The organism is Kitasatospora sp. NPDC101447 (assembly GCF_044767225.1).
GTDB lineage: Bacteria > Actinomycetota > Actinomycetes > Streptomycetales > Streptomycetaceae > Kitasatospora.
Genome location: NZ_JBIWNL010000005.1, coordinates 248,638 through 274,527, shown reverse-complemented (window position 1 = coordinate 274,527; position 25,890 = coordinate 248,638). Strand labels below are relative to the sequence as shown.

Annotated in this window: 24 protein-coding genes and 1 pseudogene; 15 read left to right on the top strand and 10 right to left on the bottom strand. The window is 74.1% G+C overall.

What is annotated here, in order from left to right:
• Positions 1-16 precede the first annotated feature (16 nt).
• Entirely contained in the window at positions 17-541 is a 525-nt protein-coding gene (locus ACIRST_RS10205) for a hypothetical protein (RefSeq protein ID WP_402801429.1), read from the top strand.
• 162 nt (positions 542-703) lie between these two features.
• On the opposite strand, the gene ACIRST_RS10200 is transcribed toward ACIRST_RS10205, so the two are convergent.
• Positions 704-1,756 (bottom strand): Lrp/AsnC family transcriptional regulator, encoded by a 1,053-nt coding sequence (locus ACIRST_RS10200; RefSeq protein WP_350520695.1) that lies wholly within the window; start codon positions 1,754-1,756, stop codon positions 704-706.
• Positions 1,757-1,973: 217 nt separating this feature from the next.
• Here ACIRST_RS10200 and ACIRST_RS10195 point away from each other — a divergent pair, with 217 nt between their 5' ends.
• Positions 1,974-2,693, top strand: a complete 720-nt coding sequence (locus ACIRST_RS10195) for an SDR family NAD(P)-dependent oxidoreductase (protein ID WP_402801428.1) — start codon at positions 1,974-1,976, stop codon at positions 2,691-2,693.
• A gap of 45 nt (positions 2,694-2,738) precedes the next feature.
• On the opposite strand, the gene ACIRST_RS10190 is transcribed toward ACIRST_RS10195, so the two are convergent.
• Positions 2,739-3,296 (bottom strand): MarR family winged helix-turn-helix transcriptional regulator, encoded by a 558-nt coding sequence (locus ACIRST_RS10190; protein ID WP_350520693.1) that lies wholly within the window; start codon positions 3,294-3,296, stop codon positions 2,739-2,741.
• A 218-nt stretch (positions 3,297-3,514) separates the two neighbouring features.
• On the opposite strand from ACIRST_RS10190, the gene ACIRST_RS10185 reads away from it, so the two are divergent.
• Positions 3,515-4,585: an alkene reductase gene (locus ACIRST_RS10185; protein ID WP_402801427.1), complete on the top strand. Its 1,071-nt coding sequence runs from the start codon at positions 3,515-3,517 to the stop codon at positions 4,583-4,585.
• Between the two features lie 139 nt (positions 4,586-4,724).
• Complete coding sequence (locus tag ACIRST_RS10180) at positions 4,725-5,630, top strand: NADP-dependent oxidoreductase (RefSeq protein ID WP_402801425.1); 906 nt, start codon at positions 4,725-4,727, stop codon at positions 5,628-5,630.
• A 134-nt stretch (positions 5,631-5,764) separates the two neighbouring features.
• Here ACIRST_RS10180 and ACIRST_RS10175 read toward each other — a convergent pair whose 3' ends face one another.
• Complete coding sequence (locus ACIRST_RS10175) at positions 5,765-6,355, bottom strand: TetR family transcriptional regulator (protein ID WP_396549966.1); 591 nt, start codon at positions 6,353-6,355, stop codon at positions 5,765-5,767.
• Between the two features lie 83 nt (positions 6,356-6,438).
• Between ACIRST_RS10175 and ACIRST_RS10170 the strand changes: the two genes are divergently transcribed.
• Complete coding sequence (locus tag ACIRST_RS10170; RefSeq protein ID WP_402801423.1) at positions 6,439-7,326, top strand: patatin-like phospholipase family protein; 888 nt, start codon at positions 6,439-6,441, stop codon at positions 7,324-7,326.
• 52 nt (positions 7,327-7,378) lie between these two features.
• On the opposite strand, the gene ACIRST_RS10165 is transcribed toward ACIRST_RS10170, so the two are convergent.
• Positions 7,379-8,314 carry a LysR family transcriptional regulator gene (locus tag ACIRST_RS10165; RefSeq protein ID WP_350520688.1) on the bottom strand — a complete coding sequence of 312 codons (936 nt, stop codon included), beginning with the start codon at positions 8,312-8,314 and terminating at the stop codon, positions 7,379-7,381.
• Positions 8,315-8,452: 138 nt separating this feature from the next.
• On the opposite strand from ACIRST_RS10165, the gene ACIRST_RS10160 reads away from it, so the two are divergent.
• The 5 genes from ACIRST_RS10160 to ACIRST_RS10140 all read left to right on the top strand — a co-directional run bounded on the left by ACIRST_RS10160 (position 8,453) and on the right by ACIRST_RS10140 (position 12,893).
• A complete protein-coding gene (locus ACIRST_RS10160; protein WP_402801421.1) occupies positions 8,453-9,766 on the top strand; it encodes an MFS transporter in 1,314 nt (437 codons plus the stop codon).
• A 151-nt stretch (positions 9,767-9,917) separates the two neighbouring features.
• Complete coding sequence (locus tag ACIRST_RS10155) at positions 9,918-10,526, top strand: cysteine hydrolase (protein WP_402801419.1); 609 nt, start codon at positions 9,918-9,920, stop codon at positions 10,524-10,526.
• A gap of 143 nt (positions 10,527-10,669) precedes the next feature.
• Complete coding sequence (locus ACIRST_RS10150; protein ID WP_402801417.1) at positions 10,670-11,632, top strand: aminoglycoside phosphotransferase family protein; 963 nt, start codon at positions 10,670-10,672, stop codon at positions 11,630-11,632.
• A gap of 113 nt (positions 11,633-11,745) precedes the next feature.
• On the top strand, positions 11,746-12,501 hold the full coding sequence (locus ACIRST_RS10145; protein ID WP_402801415.1) for a DUF6928 family protein: 756 nt from the start codon (positions 11,746-11,748) through the stop codon (positions 12,499-12,501).
• 26 nt (positions 12,502-12,527) lie between these two features.
• Complete coding sequence (locus ACIRST_RS10140; RefSeq protein WP_350520682.1) at positions 12,528-12,893, top strand: DUF1801 domain-containing protein; 366 nt, start codon at positions 12,528-12,530, stop codon at positions 12,891-12,893.
• Positions 12,894-13,742: 849 nt separating this feature from the next.
• On the opposite strand, the pseudogene ACIRST_RS10135 reads toward ACIRST_RS10140, so the two are convergent.
• Positions 13,743-13,919 (bottom strand): annotated as a pseudogene (locus ACIRST_RS10135) (helix-turn-helix domain-containing protein); the annotation flags it as partial.
• 201 nt (positions 13,920-14,120) lie between these two features.
• Here ACIRST_RS10135 and ACIRST_RS10130 point away from each other — a divergent pair.
• Entirely contained in the window at positions 14,121-14,804 is a 684-nt protein-coding gene (locus tag ACIRST_RS10130) for a hypothetical protein (RefSeq protein WP_402801413.1), read from the top strand.
• A gap of 59 nt (positions 14,805-14,863) precedes the next feature.
• Here the strand turns inward: ACIRST_RS10130 and ACIRST_RS10125 are convergent, their stop codons facing one another.
• From ACIRST_RS10125 to ACIRST_RS10115, 3 genes are all read right to left on the bottom strand, one after another.
• Entirely contained in the window at positions 14,864-15,229 is a 366-nt protein-coding gene (locus ACIRST_RS10125) for a hypothetical protein (protein WP_402801412.1), read from the bottom strand.
• 172 nt (positions 15,230-15,401) lie between these two features.
• Complete coding sequence (locus tag ACIRST_RS10120; RefSeq protein WP_402801410.1) at positions 15,402-16,337, bottom strand: hypothetical protein; 936 nt, start codon at positions 16,335-16,337, stop codon at positions 15,402-15,404.
• Between the two features lie 235 nt (positions 16,338-16,572).
• Positions 16,573-19,572, bottom strand: a complete 3,000-nt coding sequence (locus tag ACIRST_RS10115; protein WP_402801409.1) for a tetratricopeptide repeat protein — start codon at positions 19,570-19,572, stop codon at positions 16,573-16,575.
• A 325-nt stretch (positions 19,573-19,897) separates the two neighbouring features.
• Between ACIRST_RS10115 and ACIRST_RS10110 the strand changes: the two genes are divergently transcribed.
• Positions 19,898-20,662, top strand: coding sequence for a VOC family protein (locus ACIRST_RS10110; RefSeq protein ID WP_350520833.1), 765 nt, complete (start codon positions 19,898-19,900; stop codon positions 20,660-20,662).
• 153 nt (positions 20,663-20,815) lie between these two features.
• Here ACIRST_RS10110 and ACIRST_RS10105 read toward each other — a convergent pair whose 3' ends face one another.
• On the bottom strand, positions 20,816-21,553 hold the full coding sequence (locus tag ACIRST_RS10105) for an SDR family oxidoreductase (RefSeq protein WP_402801407.1): 738 nt from the start codon (positions 21,551-21,553) through the stop codon (positions 20,816-20,818).
• A 192-nt stretch (positions 21,554-21,745) separates the two neighbouring features.
• Between ACIRST_RS10105 and ACIRST_RS10100 the strand changes: the two genes are divergently transcribed.
• On the top strand, positions 21,746-22,321 hold the full coding sequence (locus ACIRST_RS10100) for a helix-turn-helix domain-containing protein (RefSeq protein ID WP_350520675.1): 576 nt from the start codon (positions 21,746-21,748) through the stop codon (positions 22,319-22,321).
• Positions 22,322-22,421: 100 nt separating this feature from the next.
• Here the strand turns inward: ACIRST_RS10100 and ACIRST_RS10095 are convergent, their stop codons facing one another.
• The gene (locus ACIRST_RS10095; RefSeq protein ID WP_402801404.1) at positions 22,422-23,792 is read right to left on the bottom strand and encodes a hypothetical protein; all 1,371 of its coding nucleotides are present in this window, start codon (positions 23,790-23,792) and stop codon (positions 22,422-22,424) included.
• A gap of 436 nt (positions 23,793-24,228) precedes the next feature.
• Between ACIRST_RS10095 and ACIRST_RS10090 the strand changes: the two genes are divergently transcribed.
• Complete coding sequence (locus ACIRST_RS10090; RefSeq protein WP_402801401.1) at positions 24,229-25,272, top strand: DUF4129 domain-containing protein; 1,044 nt, start codon at positions 24,229-24,231, stop codon at positions 25,270-25,272.
• Positions 25,269-25,814 (top strand): hypothetical protein, encoded by a 546-nt coding sequence (locus ACIRST_RS10085; protein WP_402801399.1) that lies wholly within the window; start codon positions 25,269-25,271, stop codon positions 25,812-25,814. Before ACIRST_RS10090 ends, ACIRST_RS10085 begins: the two co-directional genes overlap by 4 nt.
• Positions 25,815-25,890 lie beyond the last annotated feature (76 nt).

The following is a 25,890-nucleotide window of genomic DNA, read 5'->3' as shown; positions in this document are numbered from 1 at the left end:
GGAATCGAGGGAAACCATGCGCATCTCCGCACGCGTCGCGGCGCTGGCCACGGTGGCCGCCATCGGGCTCGGCACCATCGCCACCGGCACCGCCCAGGCCGCCCCGGCCACCGGAGCAGCCACCGCTTCGGCCGCCGTCAAGGCCGTCCAGCCGGCCCCGGCCGGCGTCCAGGCCGCCCGGAGCACCACGGTCCACCTGACCAACAAGACCGGCTGCACGCTCTGGCGGACCAACTACTCCCTGGCCCACGGCATCTGGACGCAGGAGCCGTGGATGGGGCTGGCGGACGGCGCCGAGGAGACCTTCGGGTCCGAGAGCAACGGGTTCATGACCGGTACCGAGGGCCTGGTGCAGTACGTGTCCTATGACTGCCAGCAGGGCTGGCGCAACGGCAAGTACATCCAGCTGCACTGGGCCAACCCCTACGTCGGTTCCAACGGCTATGACGAGAATGGCACCGACGGCGGCGTCTTCGCCCCGGTCCGTCAGGGTGGCGGCGGCGACAACGCCGACGTCTTCTGGACCGTGTGGGGGGCCTGATCCCGCCGTCGGGCACCACCACGCCGGAGCGGTCGGATAGTTCGGAGTCCGCCGGCTGACGGGCGGTGCCCCCTGCCAGGTGTCGAACGGCCCGCCCCTGTCCGGGCCGTTCGGCACCACCGGGGCGGACGCGACGCCGAGCGGCCGGTCGCGCCCGTCCTCTCAGCGCCGGGCGCGAGGGCCGCGCGGCTCGACGAGGCGATCGCCGAAGAGCCGGGTGCCCGCCTGTTTGACGTGTTTCAGCACGGGTGAGACCTCCATGCTCTGCAAGCCGTCCAGGGACCCGATGCGATCCGACGTGAACTCGAACAGTTCGTCGAGATCCCGGCAGTGCGCGACGGCGTGGATGTTCCAGGGCCCGGAGACGGCTGCGACGAAGGCGATCCCGGGTTCCTGCGCGAGTGCGCGGCCGGCGTTCTTCACCGCCGACGGGTGCACGCGGAGCCAGAGGTTCGCGCGGGCGTGGTAGCCCAGGGCCGCTGCGGCGATCTCGACGTCGATGTGCACGACGCGGCGCCGGAGCAGGGTGTCGAGGCGCCGCGAGACGCGACCCGGAGTGAGACCGGCGGCTGCGGCGAGGTCGACGAGACCGGCGCGGCCGTCCGCGGCGAGCGCATCGAGCATCTTCTCGTCCTCGGGGGTGAGCTGCAGCGGCTCGCGGGCGACGACCGGAGACTCGGTGAACGGGGGCCCGCCGCTCCCCAGCGCTGCTTCCTCCTCCGGGGACAGCGTGCCCTCCAGGGCGGACCAGTAGTGGCCGCGCCCGCCGAGGAACTGACGGAGCATGGCGAAGGCGTTGACGTCGACCACCGCGGCCGTGCGGGGAAGCCGCTGCCCCAGGAGGTCCTCGCGTTGTTCCCGCGTCCGGGACTGCGTCGCGCAGGTGATCTCGCAGCCCGCCGCGCCCAGGGCCACCCAGTTGACGTCGTCCCGCTCGGCGAGCGCGTCGGCGATCGCCGGGCCGCTGCCGGGGCGGCAGCGCAGCCGCACCAGCCACCTGCTCTGCCCCAGGGCGCCCGGGTTGACCACGCCGGCCACGCGGATCACACCGTCGGCGCGCAGCCGGCGGTAGCGGCGGTTGACGGCCCCCTCGGTCAGGCCGAGGGCGGTCGCGATCGCGGCGAACGAAGCCCGCGGTGCGATCTGCAGCGCCCGGATGATTCGTACGTCATCGGGCTGCAGCGAAGCGGATTCCGTCATGAGTGCCCTCGGCATGTCGGCAATCCTACGAACGAGGGCTCGTGGCTCGCCCGCGATGCCGTGCGGAGGAAACACTCGGGGCGTAGGGGGTTCGGGGCGCAGGGGTTCGGGCGCACGGGATTCGGGGCGCACGGGTCGAGGGATCGCAGCGACGGGCGCCGCCCCGTGCCGGTCCCGGGGTCCCGACGACACCCGAACGGAGTACGACGCCCGTGGAACGGAGTTGACGCCCATGTCATCGAACGGCACCGCACACCAGCACCGACCGACCGCCCTGATCGTCGGGGCCTCGCGCGGCCTCGGCCACGCGATGGCGGTGGAGTTCCTCGACCGGGGGTGGAGGGTCGTCGGCACGGTCCGCGACGTCACCGCCCGGACGCCGCTGCACGAACTCGCGGACCGGGCCGACGGGCGGGTGACCGTCGAGCGCCTCGACCTCAACGAGCCCGGCCACCTGCCGCTGCTGCACGAACGTCTGGCGCACCGCCGACTCGACGTGCTCTTCGTCAACGCGGGCACCACCAACAACGAGCGGACGCCGGTCGGGGCGGTCCCGACGGCCGACTTCGTCGACGTGATGGTCACCAACGCCCTCGGCCCCATGCGCGCCATCGAAGCCCTCGAAGACCTGGTGCGACCGGCGGGCCTGATCGGGGCGATGTCCTCGGGACAGGGCAGCATCACGAACAACACGGCCGGCGGCCGCGAGGTCTACCGGGGGAGCAAGGCAGCGCTGAACATGTTCCTGCGGAGCTTCGCGGCCCGGCAGAGCGGGACGCGGCGCGCCTTCGTCCTCCTGGCGCCGGGCTGGATCCGCACGGCCCTGGGCGGTCCGGGCGCGCCGTTCACGATCGAGGAGACCGTCCCCCTGCTGGTGGACGTCCTGCTCTCCCGACGGGGCACGCCCGGCCTGGCCTATTTGGACCGCTTCGGCCGGACCGTTCCTTGGTGAGCCCTGCCCGCTACGGATGGACCGTTCCTTGGTGAGCCCTGCCCGCTACGGCCGGGCCGAGCCGCCCGACTGAGGCTCCTCCGTCCCCTCGCACCCGGAGTCGGCGGCGGCCTCGACGAGGTTGTGCTCCAGGCGTTCCAGGGTGTGCAGGGCCTCCGCGCGCTCGTCGGGGGTCAGACCGGAGGTGACGAGGTCTTCGAGCGTGCTCCAGCTCTGTTCGACCTCGCGGCGCAGGGCGTGGCTGGCGGCCGTGGGTTCGATGAGCGACGCGCGCTTGTCGGTGGGGTCGGGGCGGCGGCGGACGAAGCCGGCCTGCTCCAGGCGCTGGACGGTGCGGGTCATGGTGGCGGCGTCGGAGTCCAGCAGGCGTACGAGGTCGGTCTGGCGCCGGGGGCCGAGTTCCCACAGGTGCATCATGACGAGCTCCTGGCCGGGGTGCAGGCCGATGCGGCGCAGGAGCTGTCCGGCGTACATGCGGTGCAGGCGGGCGAGGCGGAAGATCGCGTGGCTGATGGGCCCGCCGGCGGCGGCGGCCGGCAGCGGAACGCTGGCTCCCTGAGCGGATCCCGCGGGATCCTTCCCGGCCTTCGGGGACTGGGTCATCTCTTCCTCACTTCCTGATCGGGCAGCTAACTCTATCGCGCGGCTGCGCTCCCTCGCTGATCCGCCCGCCTTCGCACGGCAACTTCCCTGGCAGGTCTGCATGGCTGAGGCCAGGAGGCCGTGGAGAAGTGGCTCCTCGGGCACTTACCTGTTCGAGCAGGTATCTGTTACGTTGGATGCATCGAGGCCACCGGCACTCCTCACGTAGGGAAGAGATCATGACCACTGCTTTCGATCCGATCGTTCTGGGCGGCAAGCCCCTGACCAGCCGTATCGCCATGGCGCCGATGACCCGCAGCCGCGCGCACGGGCCGGGCGCGGAGCCGACGGAGCTGATGGCGACGTACTACGCGCAGCGCGCCGGCGCCGGGCTGATCGTCACCGAGGGCATCCAGCCCTCGCCGGTCGGCCAGGGCTACCCCGACACCCCCGGCCTGCACACGGCCGGGCAGGTGGCGGCGTGGCGGACGGTGACCGACGCGGTGCACCGTGAGGGCGGGGTGATCTTCGCCCAGCTGATGCACACCGGCCGGATCGGCCACCCCAGCCTGCTGCCCGACGGCCTGGTGCCGGTGGCGCCGTCGGCGGTGGCCGCCAAGGGGCAGGTGTTCACCCACGAGGGCCCGAAGGACTACGTGACGCCGGAGGAGCTGAGCGAGGCGGAGATCCGGCAGACCGTCGCGGACTTCGCCGACGCCGCCGCCCGCGCCGTCGAGGCCGGGTTCGACGGGGTGGAGATCCACGGCGCCAACGGCTACCTGGTCCACCAGTTCCTCGCGCCGAACACCAACCTGCGCACCGACGCCTGGGGCGGCGACACCGAGGGCCGGATCCGATTCGCCGTCGAGGTGGTCACCGCGGTGGCCGAGGCGATCGGCGGCCACCGGGTGGGTCTGCGGATCTCGCCCGGCAACCCGTACAACGACATCGCCGAGGCCGACCCGGCCGAGGTGTACGAGGCGCTGATCGGGCGGCTGACCGGCCTGGACCTGGCCTACCTGCACCTGCTGGAGGGCCCGGACCGCGACCTGACCGCGCGCCTGCGCAAGGCGTGGCCGGGCACCTTCGTCCTGAACCCCTTCACCCACCCCGCCGTCACCGGGCCCGAGGCGCTGGAGCTCGTCGAGGACGGCAGCGCGGACATGATCGCCTACGGGGCGCTGTTCCTGGCCAATCCGGACCTGCCGGCCCGGCTGGCCGCCGGCGGACCGTTCAACACGCCGGATCCGGCCACGTTCTACGGCGGCGACCACCGGGGCTACACCGACTACCCGGCGCTCGGCGCCTGATCGACGACTGACAGGCGCGCGGCACACCGGCGCGGCCACGGGCGTGGCCGCCGTCGTGACCGCACAGTGGGTCAGGGCGATCCCGTCCGATCCGTCCCCCGATCCGTCTTCCGAACCCGTCTTCACCTGGGAGTTTCCGATGTCCACTGCCATCACCTTCTCCGAGTACGGCCCGCCCGAGGTGCTGCGCCCGACCGAGGTCACCCCGCCGCAGCCAGGTCCGGGCCAGGTCCGGATCAAGGTCAAGGCCGCCTCCGTGAACCCGCTCGACCTGAAGATCCGCTCCGGCATGATGGCCACGGTCGCCCCCGCCGACTTCCCGGTGACACCGGGCGTGGACGCGGCGGGTGTCGTCGACGCCGTCGGAGAGGGAGCCGGTGCGGCCGTCGGCGACGAGGTGCTCGGTGCCACCGCCGGCGGCAGCTACAGCGAGTACGCCCTGCTGGAACGCCCGGTGGCCAAGCCCGCGGAGCTGTCGTGGGAGGTGGCCGCCTCGCTGGTCACGGTCGGCCGGACCGCACACCGGGTCCTCGACCAGCTCGGCGTCGAGGCGGGCCGGACCCTGCTCATCCACGGCGCCGCCGGCAGCGTCGGCTACATCGCGGTGCAGCTGGCGGTCGCCCGCGGCATCACCGTCATCGGTACGGTCGGGGAGAAGGACGTCGAGCGCATCACCGCGCTGGGCGCCACCGCCGTCCGCTACGGCGACGGCTGGGCGGAGCGGGTGAAGGCCGCCGCCCCGGGCGGAGTGGACTTCGTCTTCGACGCCGCCGGCGCCGGCGTGCTCGCCGACTCCGTCGCCCTGACCGGCGATGCGGACAAGGTCATCACCATCGCCGACATGTCCGCCCAGCAGCACGGCGTGCGCTTCAGCGCGGGCACCGGCGGCCAGGGCGGGGAGTCACTGCCGGAGCTGGTGCAGCTCGCCGCCGCCGGAAAGCTCACCGTGCCGATCTGGCGCACCTACCCCCTGGCGGAGGCCGCCCAGGCGCATGCCGACCTGGAGGCCCACCGCAACCGGGGCAAGGCCGTCCTCCTGCCCTGACCCGTGTGCTGCGGCCGCCTCGCCGCCTCGCCGCCTCGTGTCGCCGGAGCGCGTTGCCGCCTTGCGCCGCCGGAGCGCGCGAGGCGGACGGCCGGGGCCGCAGCCGGTTCCGCACTCCAGTCGGCTGCGGAGCGTCACGTGCCCGCTGGTCGTGGCGGTCGGAGGGCAGGGCCGAGGAGTTCGCAGAAGCGGTCCAGGGCGCGGTCGGTGCGGTGGCGGTCGCCGGTGGTCGTGAGGTCGAACAGGAGGCCGCGGATGACGGCCATGACCAGCGTCGGGGTGACGGTGTCGTTCGGGCCGGCGGTGACGTCGTGGAACACGGCGCCCAGGGTGTCGAACCAGTCCGTGATCGCCTCGGCCTGGTGCGGGTAGTTCTCGGGATGGACGAGACCGTCGGCGTGCACCTCGAAGAACAGCCGGACGAACGGGGCGCGTTCCGGTGCACTCATCCAGGACCAGATGCCGCGCAGGTGCTCCTCCGGGGAGGCGGCCTGCGCCGGGGGGAGCCCGGCCAGCCGCATCGCGCCGCGGCGGCGGGCCTCGGCGAGGACGGCGGACACCAGCTCCTGCTTGCTGCCGAAGTCGTAGAGCAGCATCCGCGGGCTGGTGTCGAGGGCGGCGGCCAGGGGCCGCAGGCTCAACCCGGCGAGGCCGTGCGCCAGCACGTAGTCGGTCGCCCTGGCCAGCGTGGCCTCCCGTCGAGCGGGGTCCGGAGGTCGCCCCACGGTGGACCGTCCTTTCGTTCTTGCCGATCTGAGCCTGCGTCAGTATATGGTACGACTGTTTCAAGAACGAGGGGGAGACAGTCATGCACGCACACGACCGGGCCGTCGCACTCGGCGCCGGAGGTCTCGTCGGCACCGCCTGGACGGCCGGGCTCGCCCGCGGCCTGCGCCACGGCGGGGTGGATCTCGGCGAGGCCGATCTCATCGTCGGCACCTCGGCCGGCGCGATCACCGGCGCACTGCTGGCCACCGGTCAGGACCCGGGCCGCCTCGCCACGCCCGTGCGCCCCGCCGGTTCCGGCAGCACGCCGCCGCGGGTGGACGGGCGCCGGCTGGGCGAGGTGTTCGCCGTGCTCGGCCAGGCCGCCGCGGACCCGGACGGGGCGCGGCGCCGGGTCGGCCGGATCGCGCTCGACGCCGAGACCGGCCCCGAGCAGGCCCATGTCGCCCGGATGCGCGCCATGGTCGGAACGGACGACTGGCCGGACCGGCCGCTGCTCATCCCCGTGGTGGACGCCGAGACCGGCGAGCCGGCCGTCCTCGACCGTACGAGCGGCGCGCCGCTGTCCGTCGCCGTGGCGGCGAGCACGGCCTTTCCGGGCATCTACCCGCCGATCACCGTCGACGGCCGCCGGTACATGGACGGCGCCCTGCGGTCGGCGACCAACGCCGCACTCGCGGCCGGAGCGCGCACGCTCGTCGTGATCGACCCGCAGGCGCACCTGTTTCCCCGCGAGCTGCTCCACCGGGAGCTGGCCGTGGCCGCGGCGCACACCGTGGTGACCGTCGAGCCCGATCCGGCTTCGATCGGCGTGTTCGGCCCGGACCTGAACGACCGGACGGCGTGGGAGCCGGCCTACCGGTCGGGCCTTCGCCAGGCCGCCGAGGTCGCGGAGCGGCTCCGTTCCGCGTGGCGGACCGACGCCGGTGCCGACACCGCGGCCGGGACCGGATTCGGTACGGAGGACTGAGCGCCGCCTGGTCCCCGGCCGGGTGATCCGGTCCCGGCCGGCCCGGCGGCGCTCAGCGCGGCAGCACCCAGTCCGGGGCCCAGGTGTCGGGGGCGTCGTGGCCGGGGGTCGTGGCGGCGAGGTGGGTGCGGAGGGTGGCCAGGGCCGGGTGGGGGTTGTCGCGGTGCCACAGGAGTGAGTGCGGGTAGACGGGCGTCGGGTCGGTCACCGGGATGCGCCGCAGGCCGTGGCCGGCGGGCCAGACGAGGCGGGTGTGCTCGCTCATGAAGGTGGCCAGGGCCGGGGTGTCGGCGATGGTGTCGAGGAGCGCGTCGGAGCCGAAGTTGGGGCCGGTCGCCTCGATGGTGAGACCGAACTCGGCGACCAGGTCGTCGTAGTAGGCGCCCCACTCGCTGCCGGGGAGGATGCCCGGCATCCAGATCCGGTGGCCGACCAGCTCGGCGAGGGTCACCGACCTCGCGCCCGCCAGCGCGTGGCCGGGGCCGGTGAGGAGCTGGAGCGGCTCGTCGAGCACCCGGACGGACGTGATGTCCTCGGGCAGGGGCCGGCCGGGCGCGGCGACGGCGCGGAAGGACGCGTCGACGGTGCCGGAGCGGATGGCGGCGATCGCCGTCTCGATCTCCAGCAGCATCACCACGTCGAGGTCGATCTGCGGGTGCGCGCGGTGGAAGCCGCGCATCAGGCCCGACGCCGCGCCGCGCGAGGCGATCACGTCGACCCGCAGCGGGCGGTGCCCCACGCGCACGGACGCGACCGCGCGCTCCGCGACGCGCAGCAGTTCGCGCGCGTGGGGCAGGAACGCCTGCCCGTCGATGGTCAGCTCGGCCCCGCGCGGGGTGCGGGTGAACAGCCGCACGCCGAGGTCGCGCTCCAGCGCGGCGACGCGCTTGGAGACGGCCTGCTGGGTGACGGAGAGGTCGACCGCGGCCTTCTGGAACTGGCCGGCGTCCGCGATCGCGGCGAAGGTGCGCACTGCTTCGAGGTCCACGCCGACCACCCTAGTGAACAACCCATGGTTGTGCGGCGATGGCACGAAGGTTGTTTGACCCGCGGTTGTGCTGCCCGATTAGCTCTCCTCGATCAACCCCGGTTTGTGTGATCGAGACGGCGAGGAGGCACATCGAGCATGAGGGGCAGGAAGCGGCTGGGCCGCCGGTTCGGCTGGCTGTGGGCGGCGTACGCGGTGAGCGCGTACGGGTCCGGGCTGGGGTTCGGGGCACTGCCGATGATCGCCGTGCTGGTGTTGCACGCCGGTCCGGCCGAGGTGTCCGCGCTGTCCGCGGTCGGGCCCGCGGTGGGAGCGCTGGTCGCGCTGCCGCTCGCGCCGTGGGTGGAGTTCCGGCGCAAACGCCCGGTCATGATCGCGACGGACCTGACCCGGTTCGCGGCCATGGCGAGCATCCCGGCGGCCTACGCCCTCGGGTGGCTCGGGTTCGTCCAGCTGCTCGTGGTCTCGATCGTGGTCGCCGCCGCCAAGATCGCGTTCGGCGCGGCAAGCGGCGCCTACCTCAAGGCCCTCGTCCGGCCGGAGGACCTGCTCGTGGCCAACGCCCGGTTCGAGTCCACGAACTGGAGCTCCATCGCGGTCGGGCCACCGCTGGGCGGCGCGGCGATCGGGGTGTTCGGGCCGGTCACCACCGTGGTGGCCGACGCGCTCAGCTACCTGCTGTCCGCGCTCGGCATCACCGCGATCGGCGGCCGGGAGGAGGCCCCGCGGCCGACCGGCACCGGCACCGGTAGCGACACCGGAAGCGGCACTGGTAGCGGTAGCGGCACTGCTACCGGCACCGGCCCGGTCCGGGCGGGCGGGGTGCTGGACGGCTGGCGGCACCTCCTGGGCGACCCCGGTCTGCGCGCGCTCTACCTCAACAACATGCTCGTCTCCGGCCTGATCATGGCCACCGAGCCGGTGCTGGCCGTCCTCCTGCTGCGCCGACTCGACTTCGCCCCCTGGCAGTACGGCCTCGCCTTCGCCGCCCCCTGCCTCGGCGGACTCGTCGGCTCCCGGCTGGCCCCCCGCGTCGTGGCCCGCTACGGACGGCACCGGGTGTTCCGGACCGTCGGCACCCTGCGCGCCGTCTGGCTGATCGGCCTGGCCTTCGTCCGCCCCGGCGTCGTCGGCCTCGTCACCGTGATCGCCGTCGAGCTGGCGATCATCGTCAACATGAGCCTCTACACCCCGGTGCTCGCCACCTACCGGCTCGAACACACCCCCAAGCACCTCGTCGCCCGCACCCTGGCGGCCTGGTCGATCGGCCAGCAGGCGGCCATCGCCGTCCTCACCGCGCTCGGCGGACTGCTCGCCGGCGCCACCGGCCCGCGCACCACCCTCGCCGTCGCGGGGCTGGCCATCCTGGCCACCCCGTTGCTGCTGCCCCGCCGCGACCAGGTGGCGCAGCCGGATCCGGTGCCGTCGGTGCCGGCCGACAACCCGGCCTGACTCCCGCGCCGCCGCAAGCGCCACTGCCGTCACCGCCCTCGTAACTGCCACCGCCACCGCCGTGACCGCTACCGCCGTAACCGCCACCGCCGTAACCGCTACCGCCGCCGCCGTGACCGCTACCGCCGCCGTAACCCAGGAGGACACCCGCGTGAGCACCGACCTTGCCCTCGACCCCGCCCACACCGCCCTGCTCGTCCTGGACTGCCAGCCCGCGGTCCTGGCCGCCGTCCTGCCCGACGAGGGGGAGCGCGAGGCCCTGCTCACCCGCCTGCAAGGAGCCGTCGCCGACGTACGCGCCGCGGGCGGCACCGTCGTCCACGGACGCCTCGGCTTCACCGAGGCCGACTGGGCCGCGGTCCCGGCCGCCAACACCTCCTTCGCCGCACTGGCCCGCCACCGCGCCATGCACCACGAGGACCCCGCCGCCGCCGTCCACGAGCGCCTGGCTCCCCGGGAGGGCGGCGGCGACATCGTCGTCCGCAAGACCCGCCACGGCGCCCTGTCCACCACCGACCTCGACCGCCGGCTGCGCGAGCGGGGCCTCACCGCGCTGGTCGTCGCCGGCGTCAGCACCGGCGGCGCCGTCCTGTCCACCGTCCTCGACGCGGCCGACCGCGACTACCGGCTCCACGTCCTGTCCGACGGCGTCGCCGACCCGGACCCCGACGTCCACGACGTCCTGCTCCGCCACGTCCTCCCCACCCGGGCCCGCATCATCGACACCGCCGCCCTGCCCGCCCTGCTCCGCGCCGCCTGACCCGAACCGCGCTCGGCGCCCAGCCCGCGCCCAGCCCGCGCTCCCCACACCCACCCCGTCCGGCCACGGCCGCCGCACCCACCCGGTGCGGCGGCCGCCGAAGCACGCACCGGTGAGCCCCTTCGCCACTACGGTGGTCACCCATGGCCCACACCGCGCACACCGCGACCGAGATGACCGCGGAGCTCGTCCGGGAGCTGCTCCGCGACCAGCATCCCGACCTGGCCGACCTCCCCGTCAGGCTCGGCGCACGCGGCTGGGACAACCAGCTGTGGCGGCTCGGCGACGACCTCGCCGTCCGCCTGCCCTGGGCGACGGATTCCGCGGACGGGCTGCTGCGCAAGGAACACGCGTGGCTGCCCTCCCTCGCCCCGCAGCTGCCCTTGCCGGTCCCCGTCCCGCAGCGCCTCGGGGAGCCCTCCGAGCGGTTCCCGCGGCCCTGGATCGTCACCACGTGGGTCCCCGGCGCGCCCGGCGACCGCGCCCCCGCCACGCGGGCCACCCACTCGGCCGACCGCCTGGCCGGGTTCCTGACCGCCCTTCACCGGCCCGCCCCCGATGGCGCGCCCGTCGGCCGCGACCGCGGGGGGCCGCTGGCCGAGCAGGCGGAGGGGGTCGCCAGGATGCTCGCCTCGGCCACCGAAATGGGGCTGATCCCCGACCCGGACGCCGTCCGCGCCGTCTGGGAGGATGCCGTCGCCGCGCCCGGCTGGGCGGGCCCGGCGCTGTGGCTCCACGCCGACCTCCACCCGGCGAACGTCCTCACCGCGGACGGCACCCTCTGCGGCGTGATCGACTTCGGCGACCTGTGCGCAGGCGATCCGGCCTACGACCTCGCCGCCGCCTGGATCCTCCTGCCGGACGGTGCCGTCGACCGCTTCCACGACACCTACCGGTCCCATGTCGCCGCCCGCTCCCGTGCCGCCGACCGGCCGGCTCCGGACGCCGCGACCATGCGCCGCGCCCGCGGATGCGCGGTGCTGCGCGCCCTCGTCGGGATCCTCATCGGAGAGGCCGGTGTCCGCGGTCGCCCCGGAGGCAAACCCACCTGGGGCCCACCCGGCCACGCCGCCCTGCGACGCCTCACCGCGACGGCCGGGCACTGACGAAGCCTGCCGGGCGGCGCCCCGCCCCACCCACGGCCGAGCGCCCGGCGCTCTGTCGGTGCCGGCGAGTAGCTTGCGAGCGCAACGTGGGCATTCGCCGTGAGGGAGGAACCGTGGGGGCCAAAACCGGGCTGCTCGTGTACGCCGACGGGGAGGCACCGGGCCTGCTGAAGCGGGTCGGTGCGCCGGACCGGGAGCGGACGGCCGCGATGATGCGGCGCCTGTACCCGGGCTGGGCGATCGACGCGGCCGCCCCGTCGAACCTCGGGCGCGGGGTCCATCCCCCGAACGGCCATGCCCACGCGGGGAGTTGGCCGGGGGTGGAGCTGGTCTGCGACCAACGGTTCATGATCGACTTCCCGTCCCGCCTCCCGGACGAACTGGTGGCGGCGAGCGCGGGCCGACGGATGGTCCTGCACGCCATGCACAGCGTCGTCGACTGGCTGGCCTTCGGTGTGTGGGAGGACGGGCACCTCGTCCGCGCGCTGAGCCTGTCCCCGGACAGCGGGATCATCGAGGACATCGGCGAGCCGCTCCCCTTCGAGACGCCCTACTGGGCCGGGGAGCGCCCCGCCGACATCGTCCCGTGGCCGGACGAGGAAGAGGAGCCGTACCCGCTGCCCTTCCACCCGCTGGACATGGGCGAGGACGCGCTGCGCGCGCTCTGCGGCTTCGTCGTCGAGGGCTGCCCGGAGCCGGGCGACCTGGCCGCGGAGACTGTCGCCCTGCACGGCTACCTCGTCCGGGACCCCAACGCCCCCGACCCCGCCGAGCGGGACGCCGCCCTCAAGGCGGCCATGGCGGCCATGGCCCCGCCGCGCGTCCACCGACTCGGCCCGGACGGCACGTTGATCAGAGACGACTCCTAGGGAAGGAGTCGACATATCCTCTCGTGATGGTGCAAAGTGCAGCGAAAGACGTGGACGGCTACCTGGCCGAGGTGCCCGATGACCGTAGAGACGCGCTGGCCGAGTTGCGACAGCTGTGCCGGCAGGAGCTGAAGGGCTTCACGGAGCTCATGGCCTACGGAATGCCCGCGTACGAGCGGGACGGTGTCGCCGAGATCGCCTTCGCCAGCCAGAAGCAGTACATCTCCTTCTATCTGATGCGCAGTGATGTGCGCGAGGCGTTCGCCGAACGGCTGGCGGGGCAGGACATGGGCAAGGGGTGTCTGCGGTTCCGCAGGCCGCAAGCGATCGACTTCGGTCTGGTGCAGGACCTCTTGCGAGCAACTGCGGCACGGCCGGGCACAGTCTGCTGACGCCGGCTGTGCGAGGGCGACGTCCAGCAGCATCCGATTGCGTGCCGACGGCGTGAGGCCGGACGGGTCACCGATCGACCCGAACAGGCCGAGGGCCTTGCCGGGGCGTCCCGTGGACACCGTGATGCCGATCGCCTGTGCGGTGACCGTAGCGGGCCCGAACGCCGTGCCGTTCACCGTGACGTCCCGGCCCATCCGGGCGGCGACGGCGTGCCCTTGGGAGAGCAGGTCGTCCGCCCGGGCGACGTCGCCCTGCCGGGCCGCGACGACGGCCGCGAAGGTCACGTGCCATCCGTAGGTGGCGAGCAGCCCGAGATCGCGGTCCCCGTACCGGGGCTCGATCGCTTCGTAGGACACCCGAGCCGTCTGCGCGGCCTGGTCGAGGCGGGCATCCCGCAGGTAGATCCACGACCGGCCCGAGGCGACCATGGCCGAGCGGACGGTGTCCCCGGCCTGGTCGGCCTGGTGCTGGGCGTGCCCGATCCCCGCGTACGCGAGGTCCCGGGCGCCGAACTGATTGGCCACGTACGCGGCGAGCCGGTAGGCGTCCGCGAGGAGGCCGGCGGCTGTGCCCTGCCGGTCGGCGGGCACGGCCCGCAGGGTAGCGGCGGCTTCGCGCAGGGCCGGGGCGATGCGCACGCCCGCGCCGACGTAGTCACCGGTGCGGTAGGTCTCCCACGCGGCGGCGAGCCCGGCGGCGAGCTCGGCCGGGGCCGGGGGCTGCACGTCCAGGCCGACGCCGGCGGCGGTGTCGTGGACGGCGCGGGACAGCTCGCGCATCATCGCCCGGTCGGCGCCGTGCATCGCCCGGCGGGGCGCCTGCTGGCCGAGGATCACCGACACGTCGGTGTTCAGCGCGGCCGAGATCCGCAGCAGGGTCTGCAGGCTCCCACCGAGATCGCGTTCAGCCTTTCGGATGGTCGCCACGGACAGGCCCGAGGCCTCGGCGAGCTGTTCCTGAGTCACGTCCGGACCGCGCAGAAGTTTGATGCGCTCGCCCGTTGTGTAGTCACCCCACTGCGTCATCCTGATCCCCTTCCGGGTGCATGGCCGTACCCGGAAGGTACCCGCCCCCGTGAGCGGGGCGACATGGGCGGGTTGGGCCGTGGTGGACGGTGGAACCGGCCGCTGCTCGTCGGCGCGTGGAGGTGATCTCTCCGGCCGTCCGGACGGTGCGGCGGTGACCGTGCCCGGGATCGTGTCGGTGGGCTGCGGTTGAATCGGCGCATGACCGTATACGACGTGACCAGCCGACTTCCGGAGATCTCAGCCGTTCGGGGCCGGGCGCAAGCCATGGCGGTGCTGGACGTGATCATGTGCGACGAGCCGTCGCTGCGCTACTACGCGTTCGACCCGGCCTGGTCCGGGTCGGAGATGCTGGCGTCGATGCACGACGGCTCGGGGAACGACTACTCGGTGGTGTTCTCGGCGGCCGGCGCGTTCGCCCGCGGCTTCGACCACGAGTCGCCGATGACGCCCTGGGCCGAGGATCCGCTCCGGCTGTGGCCCGGGTTGGTGGATTCGGTGCCCGAGGCGTTCCAGCCGCTCCTGAGCGAGCCGTCCTTCTGCGAGTCGGACGGGACCCTGCGGGCGACGGTGTGCTTCTGGCGCGAGTCCTCGGATGCCGAATGGCGGAGCGGGGCCGTGGACCTCCCGGACGGGAACGACGGCGACGTGGACGGCGCGAGCTGGATCTTCGACGTGCTGGTGGCCGGGACGGCCGCGGCCTATCGGGAGTTCGCCGAGGAGTACTACGAGAAGACGCCCGACCTGACGGCGATCCAGCACGTCCTCGATCACCAGCCGCTCACCGACGCCGTCGTCGCCCTGCTGAATCCCGATCGCCGCCTCGGCGACATCCACGACGAGGTCGCCCAGACCGGGTACGGCCGCGAGCTGACCGTCGGCTGAGCCCGGCGCGTGCCGGGGGCACGGGGCCGCTCTCGCGGCCCCGTCCGGCCTTCGCGGGTTCAGGGCGCCGGGGGTTCGGCCGGGAGCGGCGTGTCCTCCGGGCCGTCCGTGCCGGCGCCGTCCGTGCCGGCGCTGTCCGCGACGGGGGCGGGCCGGGTGCCTTCCTCGGCCTTGCGGCAGCTGCTGCAGGTGGCCCAGGGGAGGCGGGGGTGCGGTTCGCCGAGGTCGGTGGACCGGTGCGGGGCGAGGGTCATGTCGGAGGTGTCCAGGCCGCACAGCGTGAGCGGGTCGCAGACGCCCGAGGCCGCTGCCCGGGCGGTGTGCGCGCGGCGTACGGGGTTCTCGGGGTCGGCCGGTGTGTGGTCGGCACCGAGCAGCCGGACGTTGGTCGGGGTGTCGGCTTCGAGCACGATGATGGTGTCCATCCCCTCAACCTCGCCGCAGGGCCGGTGTGCTGCACGCGCACGGTGGCATCCGGATCAGTCGGACGGGCCCGGTGCCGCGCGTCCTGCCCGGCGGAGCGCCTGCTCGGAGCGCCCGCTCGGTGCCCCGGCGGTACACCCGCGGCACACTGGCGAAGCCGCGGCCGGCGAGGCCTCACCCGGGCTGGGCCAGTCCGCCGAGGCCCAGTGCGGTCGTACGGGCCGCACGCAGGGCCGCCCGGGCACGGGCCACTCCTACGAGGGTGGTCGCCCCGCTGCCGCCGACGGCGGGCGTGGGTGCGCCGAGCCCGGCGCAGGGGCGGCAGATGCCGGGCTTCGGTACCGGGTCGTGGCATTTGGCGCACTCGGCGTACCGGGCCGCTGCCGGGCGTGCGGGGGCTCGTTCGGGCGGCATCTTGTTCTCCAGGCGGTAGCGGATCACCCCTGCCGCCGAGTGCAGGGGGGCGGGGAGCCCGGGCAGGAGGGCCTGGGCGAGTTCGGTGTGGGTGGCGCCGCGCTCCAGCCACCGGGCGACCAGCGGGGCGAGCTTCCGGGCTTCGGCCTCGCCGAGGTGGAGACGGGGCTCGGGCCGGATCGCCCGGAAGAGTGCTGCGACCGCCTCCCGCGTTCGTTCGTCCGGGGGAGCGGGAGGGGGAGGGGGAGGGGGAGGGTCCTCGGCGGCCCGGTGCTCGACCTCCGGCCCGTCGCGTTCCGCGGCGGCCGGGAGGGAGGGTTCTTTGTCTTGGTTCTTTGGTAGGGCGTCAGCACCACCGGTGGTCGTTCCACCGGGCGCCGGAGGGGTGGTAGCCGGTGCCGGGAGCTGAGGGGTGTCGTAGACGTGGTTCTCGGTGCGGAGGGTGCCGTCGGGCAGGCGGATCGTCACGACCCGGTAGTAGCCGGCCGCGATCAGCTCCTTCAGGGCCTTGCGGACGGCGCTGCGCCCCTGGGGGCTGGTGTCGGCCATCTGCCGACCGTCCTCCTGCCAGCCGTCGGGGCGGGAGAGGAGGTCCGCGAGCAGACCGCGGGCAGTGTAGGAGAGCCGTCGGTACTGCAGGACGTTGTTGGGAAGTACGGTGAAGTCACGTACGGGGACGCTACGATGAATACGCATCGGGAGTTCGTTGGCTTCCTTGTGCCGGACCCCGGGGTGTTGGTAGCGCCGCCGGGGTCAACCTGTTCTCCGTTGGTCTGCGAAACGTAACACGATACGCCGGATCGAGATCCAATCGGTCGTCAAAAGACATCGCTGGAACGCGAGTTGACGATGAACGGTCCGTTGTCGACCGGGAAGCGACAGTTGTGGCAACTGTTGTGATCGCCGCAGGGCCCGGCCGGAGCGGTGTGGGTCACCGCGGCCGGGGCGAGCGCTCGGCGAGCTCTGCGCGGAGCGCGTCACGGTTGTAGGTGAAGCGCCTCAGGTCGGTCGTGAACGCCTCGGGGTTCGCGGCCGCCAGGGCCTGCTGGATGCGCACCGCCTCCTCGGTCGCGTCCAGCCCCTTGCGGAGGAAGCCGAGCTGCGCCCACCGGATGCCCAGGTTCGCGAGCGCCCGGGCCAGGGCCGGCTCGTACGCCGCCGGGTGCTCACCGACCAGGACGAGGTAGATCTCCACGGCCTTACGCGAGGTGTCGAGGGCGGCCTCCGGCCGGTTCACCGCGGCCAGCCGGTTGCCCAGGTTGTTCAACGCGATGGCGAAACTGTCCCGGTCGACGGCGCGGCCGGTCGCGGCCCGGCGGTCGAGGATCAGCACGGCCTCCTCGGTGGCGGTCAGGGCCTCCTCGGTGGCGGTCAGGGCCTCCTCCGGCCGGGCGGCGGCGGCGAGCCGGTTGCCGAGGTTGGACAGCGCGGCGGCGAGGAACTCCTCGTGCAACGCCGGGTTGGCCGCGACCAGTTCGCGCCACTGACGGACGGCCTCCTCGGCGGTCGTCAGCGCCTCGTCGTCGCGCCCGGCCGCCCGCTGGTAGACGCCGAGTGCGGTCAGTGCGCGGGCGAGCGCGGGCCGGAAGGCGTCGGGGTTCGCCCTGGCCAGCCGGCGCCGGATGCCCACGGCGGTGGCGGCGACCCCGAGCGCCTCCGCGCCGCGCCCCATGCCCCACAGGTGGTTGGCCACGGTGACCAGCGACGTCGCGAACTCGGGGTCGAAGCGGTCCGGGCTGTCGGCGGCGAGGCCCCGGTAGACCGCGAGTGCGGTCCGGCCGGCCTCGACGGCGTCGGCCCGGTGCCCCGACTCGAACAGCGCGATCCCGGCGTTGACCAGCGCACGGGCGTAGGCGGGCCGGTACCCGTCGGGGTCCGCGTCGGACAGGTCGCGGCACAGGTCCACCGCCTGCCGGGCCGCCTCCAGGGCCTCGTCGAGGCGTCCCGTCGCCAGCCGGTGGTGGACCAGGTTGCTCAGCGGGCGGGACAGGTCGGCCTGCGGAGCACCGGGACGGCGGGCCGCGGGGTGCTCGGCCGCATGACGGCGGGCCAGGAGGACGGCCTCCTCGGTGGCCTCCAGCGCCTCGGCGGCCTGCCCCAGCACCGACCGGCACACGCCGAGGTTGGCCAACGCATTGGACAGGTCGGGTAGGTACTGCGCGGGATCCTCCTCGGCCGGGCCGCGCAGGCACGCGACCGCCTGCACGCTGTTCTCCAGCGCCTGGCGGTGGAGACCGGCGTGCGACTGGCGCGTGGCCAGACGGGTGTGGAGGAGCGCCCGGTCGTTCGGGTCCCGGGTGCGGCGCAGCAGGTGCTCGGTCAGGCGGCCGATCACGGCCGCGATGCCGGGGTCGAGGTCGGTGTGCCGGTCGGGCGGCAGGTGCGGCTCGACGGCTTCGAGGACGGGGACGACGTCGGGCAGCCCGGCGAGGACGGTCAGCGCGGCGCTCCCGGCGTCGACCGCCAGCCGGGGGTCCGCCAGCAGCAGCGGGTAGAGGTGCTGCGGGCCGAGATGCTCCCAGTGCTGGGCGGCCGACAGCAGGAAGGTGACCGCGCGGGGCGTCCAGGGCGCGGGGGCGCGCTCGGGCCCGTGCCGGGTGAGCAGCGACGAGGTGTCGGGCACCGCCCACGGCTGCGGCGGGTAGGCGAGGCGGTGGCCCGGCACGGTCAGGGCGAGGAAGTCCTCGGCGAGGCGGTCGGGGTAGAGGGGCTCCAGGACCTGGTCGGGGATCGGTGTGGTCGGTGCTGCTGTCGCAGTGGGTGCTGCGGGTCCGGTCGAGGCGTCGGCTGCGGCCGGCGGGTAGCAGGACGTGTGGTCGTTCAGGACGTCCGGAGGGTCCGGCAACCGGAGCCGGTCGAGGACCGCCGTACCGGCCGCGCGGGAGAGGGTGCCGGTGAGGACGGCGGCGTACACGGCCCGGTTCATGACCTCGGGCGGCGTGCGGAAGCCGTTCCCGTCCTGCCCGGCGTTGGCGCCGTCGCCGTACAGCCGCGCCCAGTGCAGCCGCTCGCGGTCCAGGAGGTACATGGTCAGGCCGGACCGGTCCGCCGGCGGGGCGGATCCGGTCGCACGGGCGTCGACGGCGACCAGGGCGGCCATGTGGACGGCCAGGGTCAGGCCGAACTCGGTGCCGTGCAGCGCCAGGGGCGGCCGGACCGCGGCTGCGTCGGGCAGGCGGTAGACGGCCGCGAAGGCGTCCCGGGCGGCGGTGAACATCGCGCCGCGGTCCGCGCCGTCCGCGGGCAGGGCCGGGAGGGGCTGGACGGACACACCGGCCTGGTAGGTGTCCAGGATGCCGCGCAGCTGGGGCAGTTCGTCCATGGTGCGCCCCAGCATCAGCACCCGGGTGGGCACGCCGCTCTGGTGCAGCAGGGCGTTCTTCAGCAGCCAGGTCAGGTTGGTGGTGAGCCACCGGTCCGCGTAGTCGACGATCAACAGCACCCCGGTCGCCCCGGCGGGGCGCAGATCCTGGCTGCCGGGCGGGATCGGGTCGGCGTCGGGGCCGTGGAAGGCGACGACGACCTTCCAGCCTGCCTCGGCGGACTCGTCGGCGAACCGGGCCGCCAGGCGGCTCTTGCCCTGGCCGCCCGGACCGTACAGCCAGCGCACCCCCAACCGCGCGCCGTCGCCGTCGCGCCACTCCCGCAGCCGGGCGAGCTCGTCGTGGCGGCCGGTGAAGGGCACCACGGCGCGGCGGGCGTTGAGCATCCGGCTCGGGAGTTCGCGCAGCCACCCCGGGTCGGTGTCCATCGTGCGCTGCCAGGCGGCGAGCAGGTACAGCGGGAGCCCGTCGGCGCCGTGCACGTGGATGTCGGCGCCGATCGTGCCGTAGGCGAAGCCGCTGACGGCGATGACGTTCTGGACGTAGAGCGGCTGGGAGTCGCCGTCGGCGCCGCCCTCGGTGCGGTCGCCGCGGTCGGCGGCGCTCATGCGGCGCCCGCCCCGGCCGCTGCCGTGTCGGTGGTGCCGGTGACGCCGATCGGGGTGACCGGCGGCCCTGCCTCACGATGTGCCACCCCGGAGTCCCTTCTCCTGCTGCGCGGCACCTCTGCCGCGGTGCGCGACGGGACGTGACAGAACCCCAGCGCTCCGGCACCGGCCCCTGGAAGCGCTCTGCCCTCGGCCCCCGGACGGGAAACGGGGCCCGGCCGCACCGGGCCGTCCCCCGAACCGCCGGTCGTGCCGGATATCTGACGAACTGTCGGATATGGTCCTCCTGCCCCGAACCCGATACCGAGAGGCTCGTGCGTTGAAGGTGACCAAGATCGTCCCCGGTTCCCCGTGCTGGGCGCAGCTGAGCGCCCGCGACCTCCCCGCCGCTCAGACGTTCTACGGCGAACTGTTCGGCTGGAGCGCCGAGACCGACCCCGACCCGCAGTACGGCGGCTACACCACCTTCTCCCACGGCGGCGCGCCCGCCGCGGCCGTGGCGCCGCTGATGAACCCGCAGCAGCCGGTGATGTGGCTGGTGTCCTTCGCGACCGACGACGTCGACGGCACCTGCGGGACCGCCAAGGGCGCGGGCGCCCAGGTGTGGATGGGGCCGATGGAGATCGGCGACCTCGGCCGCTGGGCGCTGCTCAGCGACCCGACCGGCGCGCCGTTCGCCGTCTGGCAGGCCCGGAAGTTCGCCGGGTTCGGCGTGGTGAACGAGCCGAACGCCTTCGGCTGGGTCGACCTGTCGACCCGGGACAGGAACGCCGCGGTCGAGTTCTACAAGACCACCCTCGGCTGGCAGGTCTGGCCGGACGACGTCTACCCGATGGTCGGCCTGGCCGGTGAGATGTTCGGCGGCGTGATGGCGATGGACGCCTCCATCCCGGCGGAGGTCCCGTCCCACTGGGCCCCGTACTTCCAGGTCGCGGACGTGGACTCCGCCGCGGCGACCGCGACGCGCCTGGGGGCCGAGGTCCTGCACGGGCCCGTCGACGTGGAGATGGAGAACGGCCCCCGGATCGCCGTGGTCCGCGACCCGCAGGGCGCCACGTTCGGCGTCTTCGCACCCCGCACCACCGGCTGACCCGCCCGCCGGGCGGCGCCCCGCCCCCCGTCGGGCAGCACCCCGCCCCCGCCGAAGGTCCCGTCCGCACGACGGCCGGGACCTTCCGCGCGTCCCGTCCCGGGCGGGGAAGGAGGCGGGGGAGGAGGCGGGGAAGGAGCGCCGCCCCCGGTGTCAGTCCTGTGCCGTGGGGCGGACGACGATCTCGCTGACGTCGACGCCCTCGGGCTGGTCGATGGCGTAGGCGATGGCGGCGGCGATGGCGGACGGCGGGATGGCGATCTCGTCGCGCCGGCGGAGGAGGGCGGCGGTGACGTCGGGAGCGGCGCCCTTGCCGACGCCCTCGGTGTCGGTGAAGCCGGGGGAGACGAGGGTGACGCGCAGGTCGGGCCCGGACTCCTGGCGCAGGCCCTCGGTGAGCACCTTCACCGCGGTCTTGGTCGCCGCGTAGACGCCCTGGGGGGACTTCACGGTGTAGGCCGCGGTGGAGCCGATGTTGACGAACTGGCCGGAGTGCTGCGCCCGGAAAACGGGCAGGGCGGCCGCGATCCCGTTGAGCAAGCCGGTGATGTGGGTGGCGACCATGGCGTCCCAGTCGTCCTGGCGCAGCTCGTCGAACGGGGACACCGCCATGGTGCCGGCGTTGGAGACCAGGACGTCGAGCCGGCCGAACCGGTCGAGCGCCGTGTCCGTCAGGCGCCGCAGGTCCTCGCGGCGGGTCACGTCGACGACGGCGCCGACGGCGCTGCCGCCCTGCGCGGTGATCTGCGCGACCACCGCGTCCAGTCGGTCCTCGCGTCGTGCCCCGAGGACGAGCCGGGCGCCCCTCCCGGCGAGGTGGAGGGCGGTCGCCGCCCCGATGCCGCTACTGGCGCCAGTGATCGCCACGACCTTGCCTTCGATTCCCGGCATGAGCAGCCTTTCCGGAGTTGGGCGGGCTGGCCTGAGGGTGCCCGAGGGTGGCCCGAGGGTGGCCCGAGGGTGGCCCGCGATGAAAGTGGGGAGTTCTCCACTTGATCCCACGTTAAGTGGGGAACCCTCCGTTTGGCAATCGGCGGACAGGACGGGAAGGATCGACCGGCAGACAGGAAGGGACGACGACACGTGACCGACGGCAGCTCGCACCGCCCGCTGCGCGCCGACGCGCAGCGCAACCGGGACAAGATCCTCGCCGCCGCCGTGCGCGTCTACACCGAGGACGGGCTCGACGCCCGCATGGAACACATCGCGAAGGCGGCGGGCGTCGGCAGCGCGACCCTCTACCGCAACTTCCCCACCCGCGAGGCCCTGATCGAGGCGGTCTACCGCAACGAGCTGGCCCAGTTGTGCGACGCCGTCCCCGGCCTGCTCGCAGCCGAGCCGCCGTACGAGGCGCTGCGCGCCTGGACCCGGCTCTTCCTCGACTACGTCGCCGCCAAGGCCGGAATGGCCGACGCACTGCGCGCCCTCGCCGCAGCCGGGAGCATCTCGCACGGCCACAGCCGGGACATGATCCGACAGGCCCTCGCCGCTCTGATGGACGCCTGCACGGCCGTCGGCGCGATCCGCACCGACATCGGCCCCGCCGACCTCGCGGCCGCCCTCGAAGGCATCGCCCTCACCTCGGCCGGGCCCGACCTGCGGGCACGCGCCGAACGCCTGCTGGACCTCACCCTGGACGGGCTGACGGTCCGTTCGTAAGCCTACGCGGTGGAGGGTGGCGGCGGGGACGGCCACCGGGACGGACGGACCCGCGCCCTCCCCGGTGGGTGGCCGGGGAGGGCGCGGGTCGCGGGGTGGTTCAGGACCGGCGGCGCAGGCGGCCGACGAGGACGAGCGCGCCGGCCCCGAGGGTGGCGAGCGCCGCGGCGGCCACGGCCGGGACGGTGCTGGACTCGGCGCCGGTGGCGGCGAGTTCGCCCACGGCAGGGGCGGCGGGGGCCGCAGGGGCGGCACCCACGGCGGGCGCTGCACCCACAGCGGGCGCGGCAGCCACGACGGGGGCGACGGGTGCGGGCGCCGTGTCGGTCGCGGGCTTGGTGTCCGTGGCCTGCTTCACGTCGGTGTCCTGCTTGGTGCCGGTGCCGGTGCCCTGCTCGGTGCCGGTGCCCGACGTGCCGCCGGTCTTGCCGGGGGTCTTGCCCGGGGCGGTGGTGGGGGTGCTGGTGGGCGGCGTGGTGGGGGCCGGGGTCGCGGCCGGGGCGACGACGTTGACGGTGCTGCCCTGGCTGCAGTTGGTGGTCCCCCAGAACGGGGCGCTCCCTTCGTTGACGAAGATGCACGGGTTGATGCGGGTCGAACCCAGCGGGGTGGTTCCGTCGTAGGACACGCGCACCCGGCTCACCGTGGTCTTCCCGGCGCCGATGGAGGAGTTGCGGCCCTGCAGGTAGACGCCGGCCGTGTCGTCGGTGTCAGTGGCGTACTTCTTCAGCGTGGTCCACGTGCCGTCCGCCTTGCGGACCTGGACGGTGGCGTGGCTGTCGGTGAAGAGCACGTTGCCGAGGTTGATGTAGGCGGACGGGGTGGGGTTGGACAGCACCGCGTCGAACTCGATCGGCGCGCCGCCGGCGACCGCCGTGGCGGGCACGTGGGCCAGGGAGCTGACGACGGGCTCGACCGAGATCGTCCTGACCAGCTCGCCCAGGTTCTCCCAGGTGCCCGGAACGGTCAGGCGGGAGCTCAGGGTGATGGAGCGGAAGCCGCCGTTGCTCGCACCGTCGTGCGGCAGGCCCATCGGGGCGCCGATGCGCAGGTCCAGCTTCACGGTCTTGCCGGCCGCGACCGTGATGCCGTTGATCAGGCCGTGGTAGGTGGCCTCGTCGTCGCCGCGGTAGAACTCCAGCGGGACCGAGGTCCACTTGCCGTTCGCCGGGTCCTTGTAGTCGATCGTGATCGCGTGCTCCGGGGTGCCCGCCTCGGTCGTGGTCTGCAGGACGAGCGAGAAGGCGGTGGTCTCGGTGCCGGTGTTGGTCACGGTCTCGGTGAACGCGACCGGCTGACCGGCGAAGCCGACCTCCTGGGGCGTCTGGACGGTCAGCGTCCCCTGGTGCACGCCGTCGGCGAAGGCGGCCTGCGCCGGGAGTGCGAGCGAGCCGCCCAGTGCGAGGACCCCGAGCGCGGCGGCGACGGTGACGGCGCGGCGGGAACGGCGGACGCGGGTGGTGCTGGACATGGTTCCCCCTGGAACAATCTTGTCATGGGCATGCCGAACAGAGGGTTCGGCGGTACCGAAGGCGATGGGATGTGGGTGTGCGTGTACCTGTGCGTACGTGAGTGAGCGGTCGAGCGGCCTCGTGGACCCGGCGGGTCACGGAGGCCGGTTCCCGGACGGAGGCCCCCCTGTGAGTCGCCCCGTTCCGTTCCCCTCACTGATACAGACGTGCGGCCACCGCGGGGGTTGCAGGTGGGTTCGAAGAAATTTTCCGACCGTCTTCCGCCCCGGTCGGGCACGTGCCGGCGGGGCACGTGCCGGCGGGGCGCGGGGCGCGGGGCGCGGGGGACACCGGGGACGTGTGGGCTGCCTGCGACGGCAGGTGACACCGTGACGGCCGGTGTGCGACGCTGCACCTCGCGCGCCGTTCGTGCGCGCGGGGGACCGGGGGGTTCGCATGAGCGGTGGATCGCCGGCGCGTACGCGCGGACGGCACGGCCGACGGGCGGGGTTACTGCTGGTCGTCGTCGGGCTGCTGACGGCTGCCGCGACCCTGCGGCCCGGGGGCGGGTTACTGGGCACGGCGACGAGCGGGCCGGTGACGGGCCTCGGTTACGTGGTGCTGCTCGGGCTCGGCTGGGCCGTGCTGGTGGGCAGGTTCGCGGTGCGCTTCCGCGAGGAGGTCCGCCACCTCGACGGGCCGACGCCCCGGGCCGACCGCCTGCGGGAGACGGCCATGCTCCTGCTGCCCCTGGCCGCCGTCGCCGTGCCGGTCCTGCTGCTGGTCCTGCACAGCCGGTCCGGAGGGGACGCGCTGCCCGACCTCTCGCTGCCCTCGCCCGACTCCACCCCCGAGACCGTTCCGTCGGCCACGCCGGTGCCGGTCTCGCCGGACTCCGGCGAGGGGCTCGGGATGCTGCTCGTGGCCCTGATCGCCCTGGCGGCGGCAGCCGTCCTCACCGTCGGCGCGTTCGCCGTGGTCCGGCTGCGCAGGTCGAGGCGCCGTAGCCGGGAGCTGCCCGAGGTGCTGCCCGCTGCGCCCGCGAGCCCCGAGGGCGCACTCGTCGAGGCGGTCGCCTCGGGCCGCAGGGCCCTGGAGGGAGCGGACGCCCGGGCGGCGGTGATCGCCTGCTACGCGGCCATGGAGGGTTCGCTGGCCGCCTCCGGACTTCCCCGGCAGGCCTGGGAGAGCCCGACGGAGCTGCTGGTGCGCGTGTTGTCCGACGAGCGGGTCGACGCCGCCGGGGCACGGGAGTTGACGGCGCTGTTCCGCGAGGCCAGATATTCGACCCACCCGATGGACGACCGCCAGGTGCACCGGGCCCGTACGGCCCTGGACGCCATCGCCGCCCGGCTCGCGGACGCCCAGCCCGCGGACGCCGGGGCCGCGGCGGACGAGGGCACACCGGCCGTCGCGCACCCAGCAGAGGCACACCCGGCAGCGGCTCATGCAACAGGCGCCCACCCAACGGGAGCTGACACAACAGGGGAGCAGCGGTGAGCAGTTCAGCACCCCGACGCGACGGGCCCGTGGACGGGACGGACCGCGAACTGGCCCGGCCGGGCTCGGTGCGGCACAGCCTGATCGAGCTGGCCCTGCCCGCCGTCCTCGCCGAGATCCTGTTCGCCCTGGTCGGCGGCTGGCCCGGGGCGGGGGCCGGTGCGGTCCTGCTGACCGCCGTCGGCCTGCTCGTCGCCCGCCGGGTCGCCGGGGCGGAGACCGAGACCGAGACCTTCTTCCGGCGCCGTCGGCCGCAGGAGATGGAGGCGTACGAGCCCGGCCTCGGCGACTGGCGCTGGACGGTCCGCCAGGGCCTCGACCCCCAGGGGGACACCACGCCGCTGCGCTTCCGGCTCCAACGGCTCTACACGGTACGGCTCGCGGAGGCGCACGGCGTGGACCTGTCGGCCGATCGCGCCCGGGCCGCCGAACTCCTCGGGCCCCGGCTGTGGCCGTGGATCGACCCGTTGGCGCCGGCCCCGGCCGAAGCCTTCCCGACGGCGGTCCTGCGCGAGCTGGTCGACCGGCTCGACTCGCTGTGACGGCCGCCCCTCCATCACCTCCCACCGACCGAATCGTCTCTGCAGGAGCGTCATGCCCGACCTTTCCGCCCGTCCC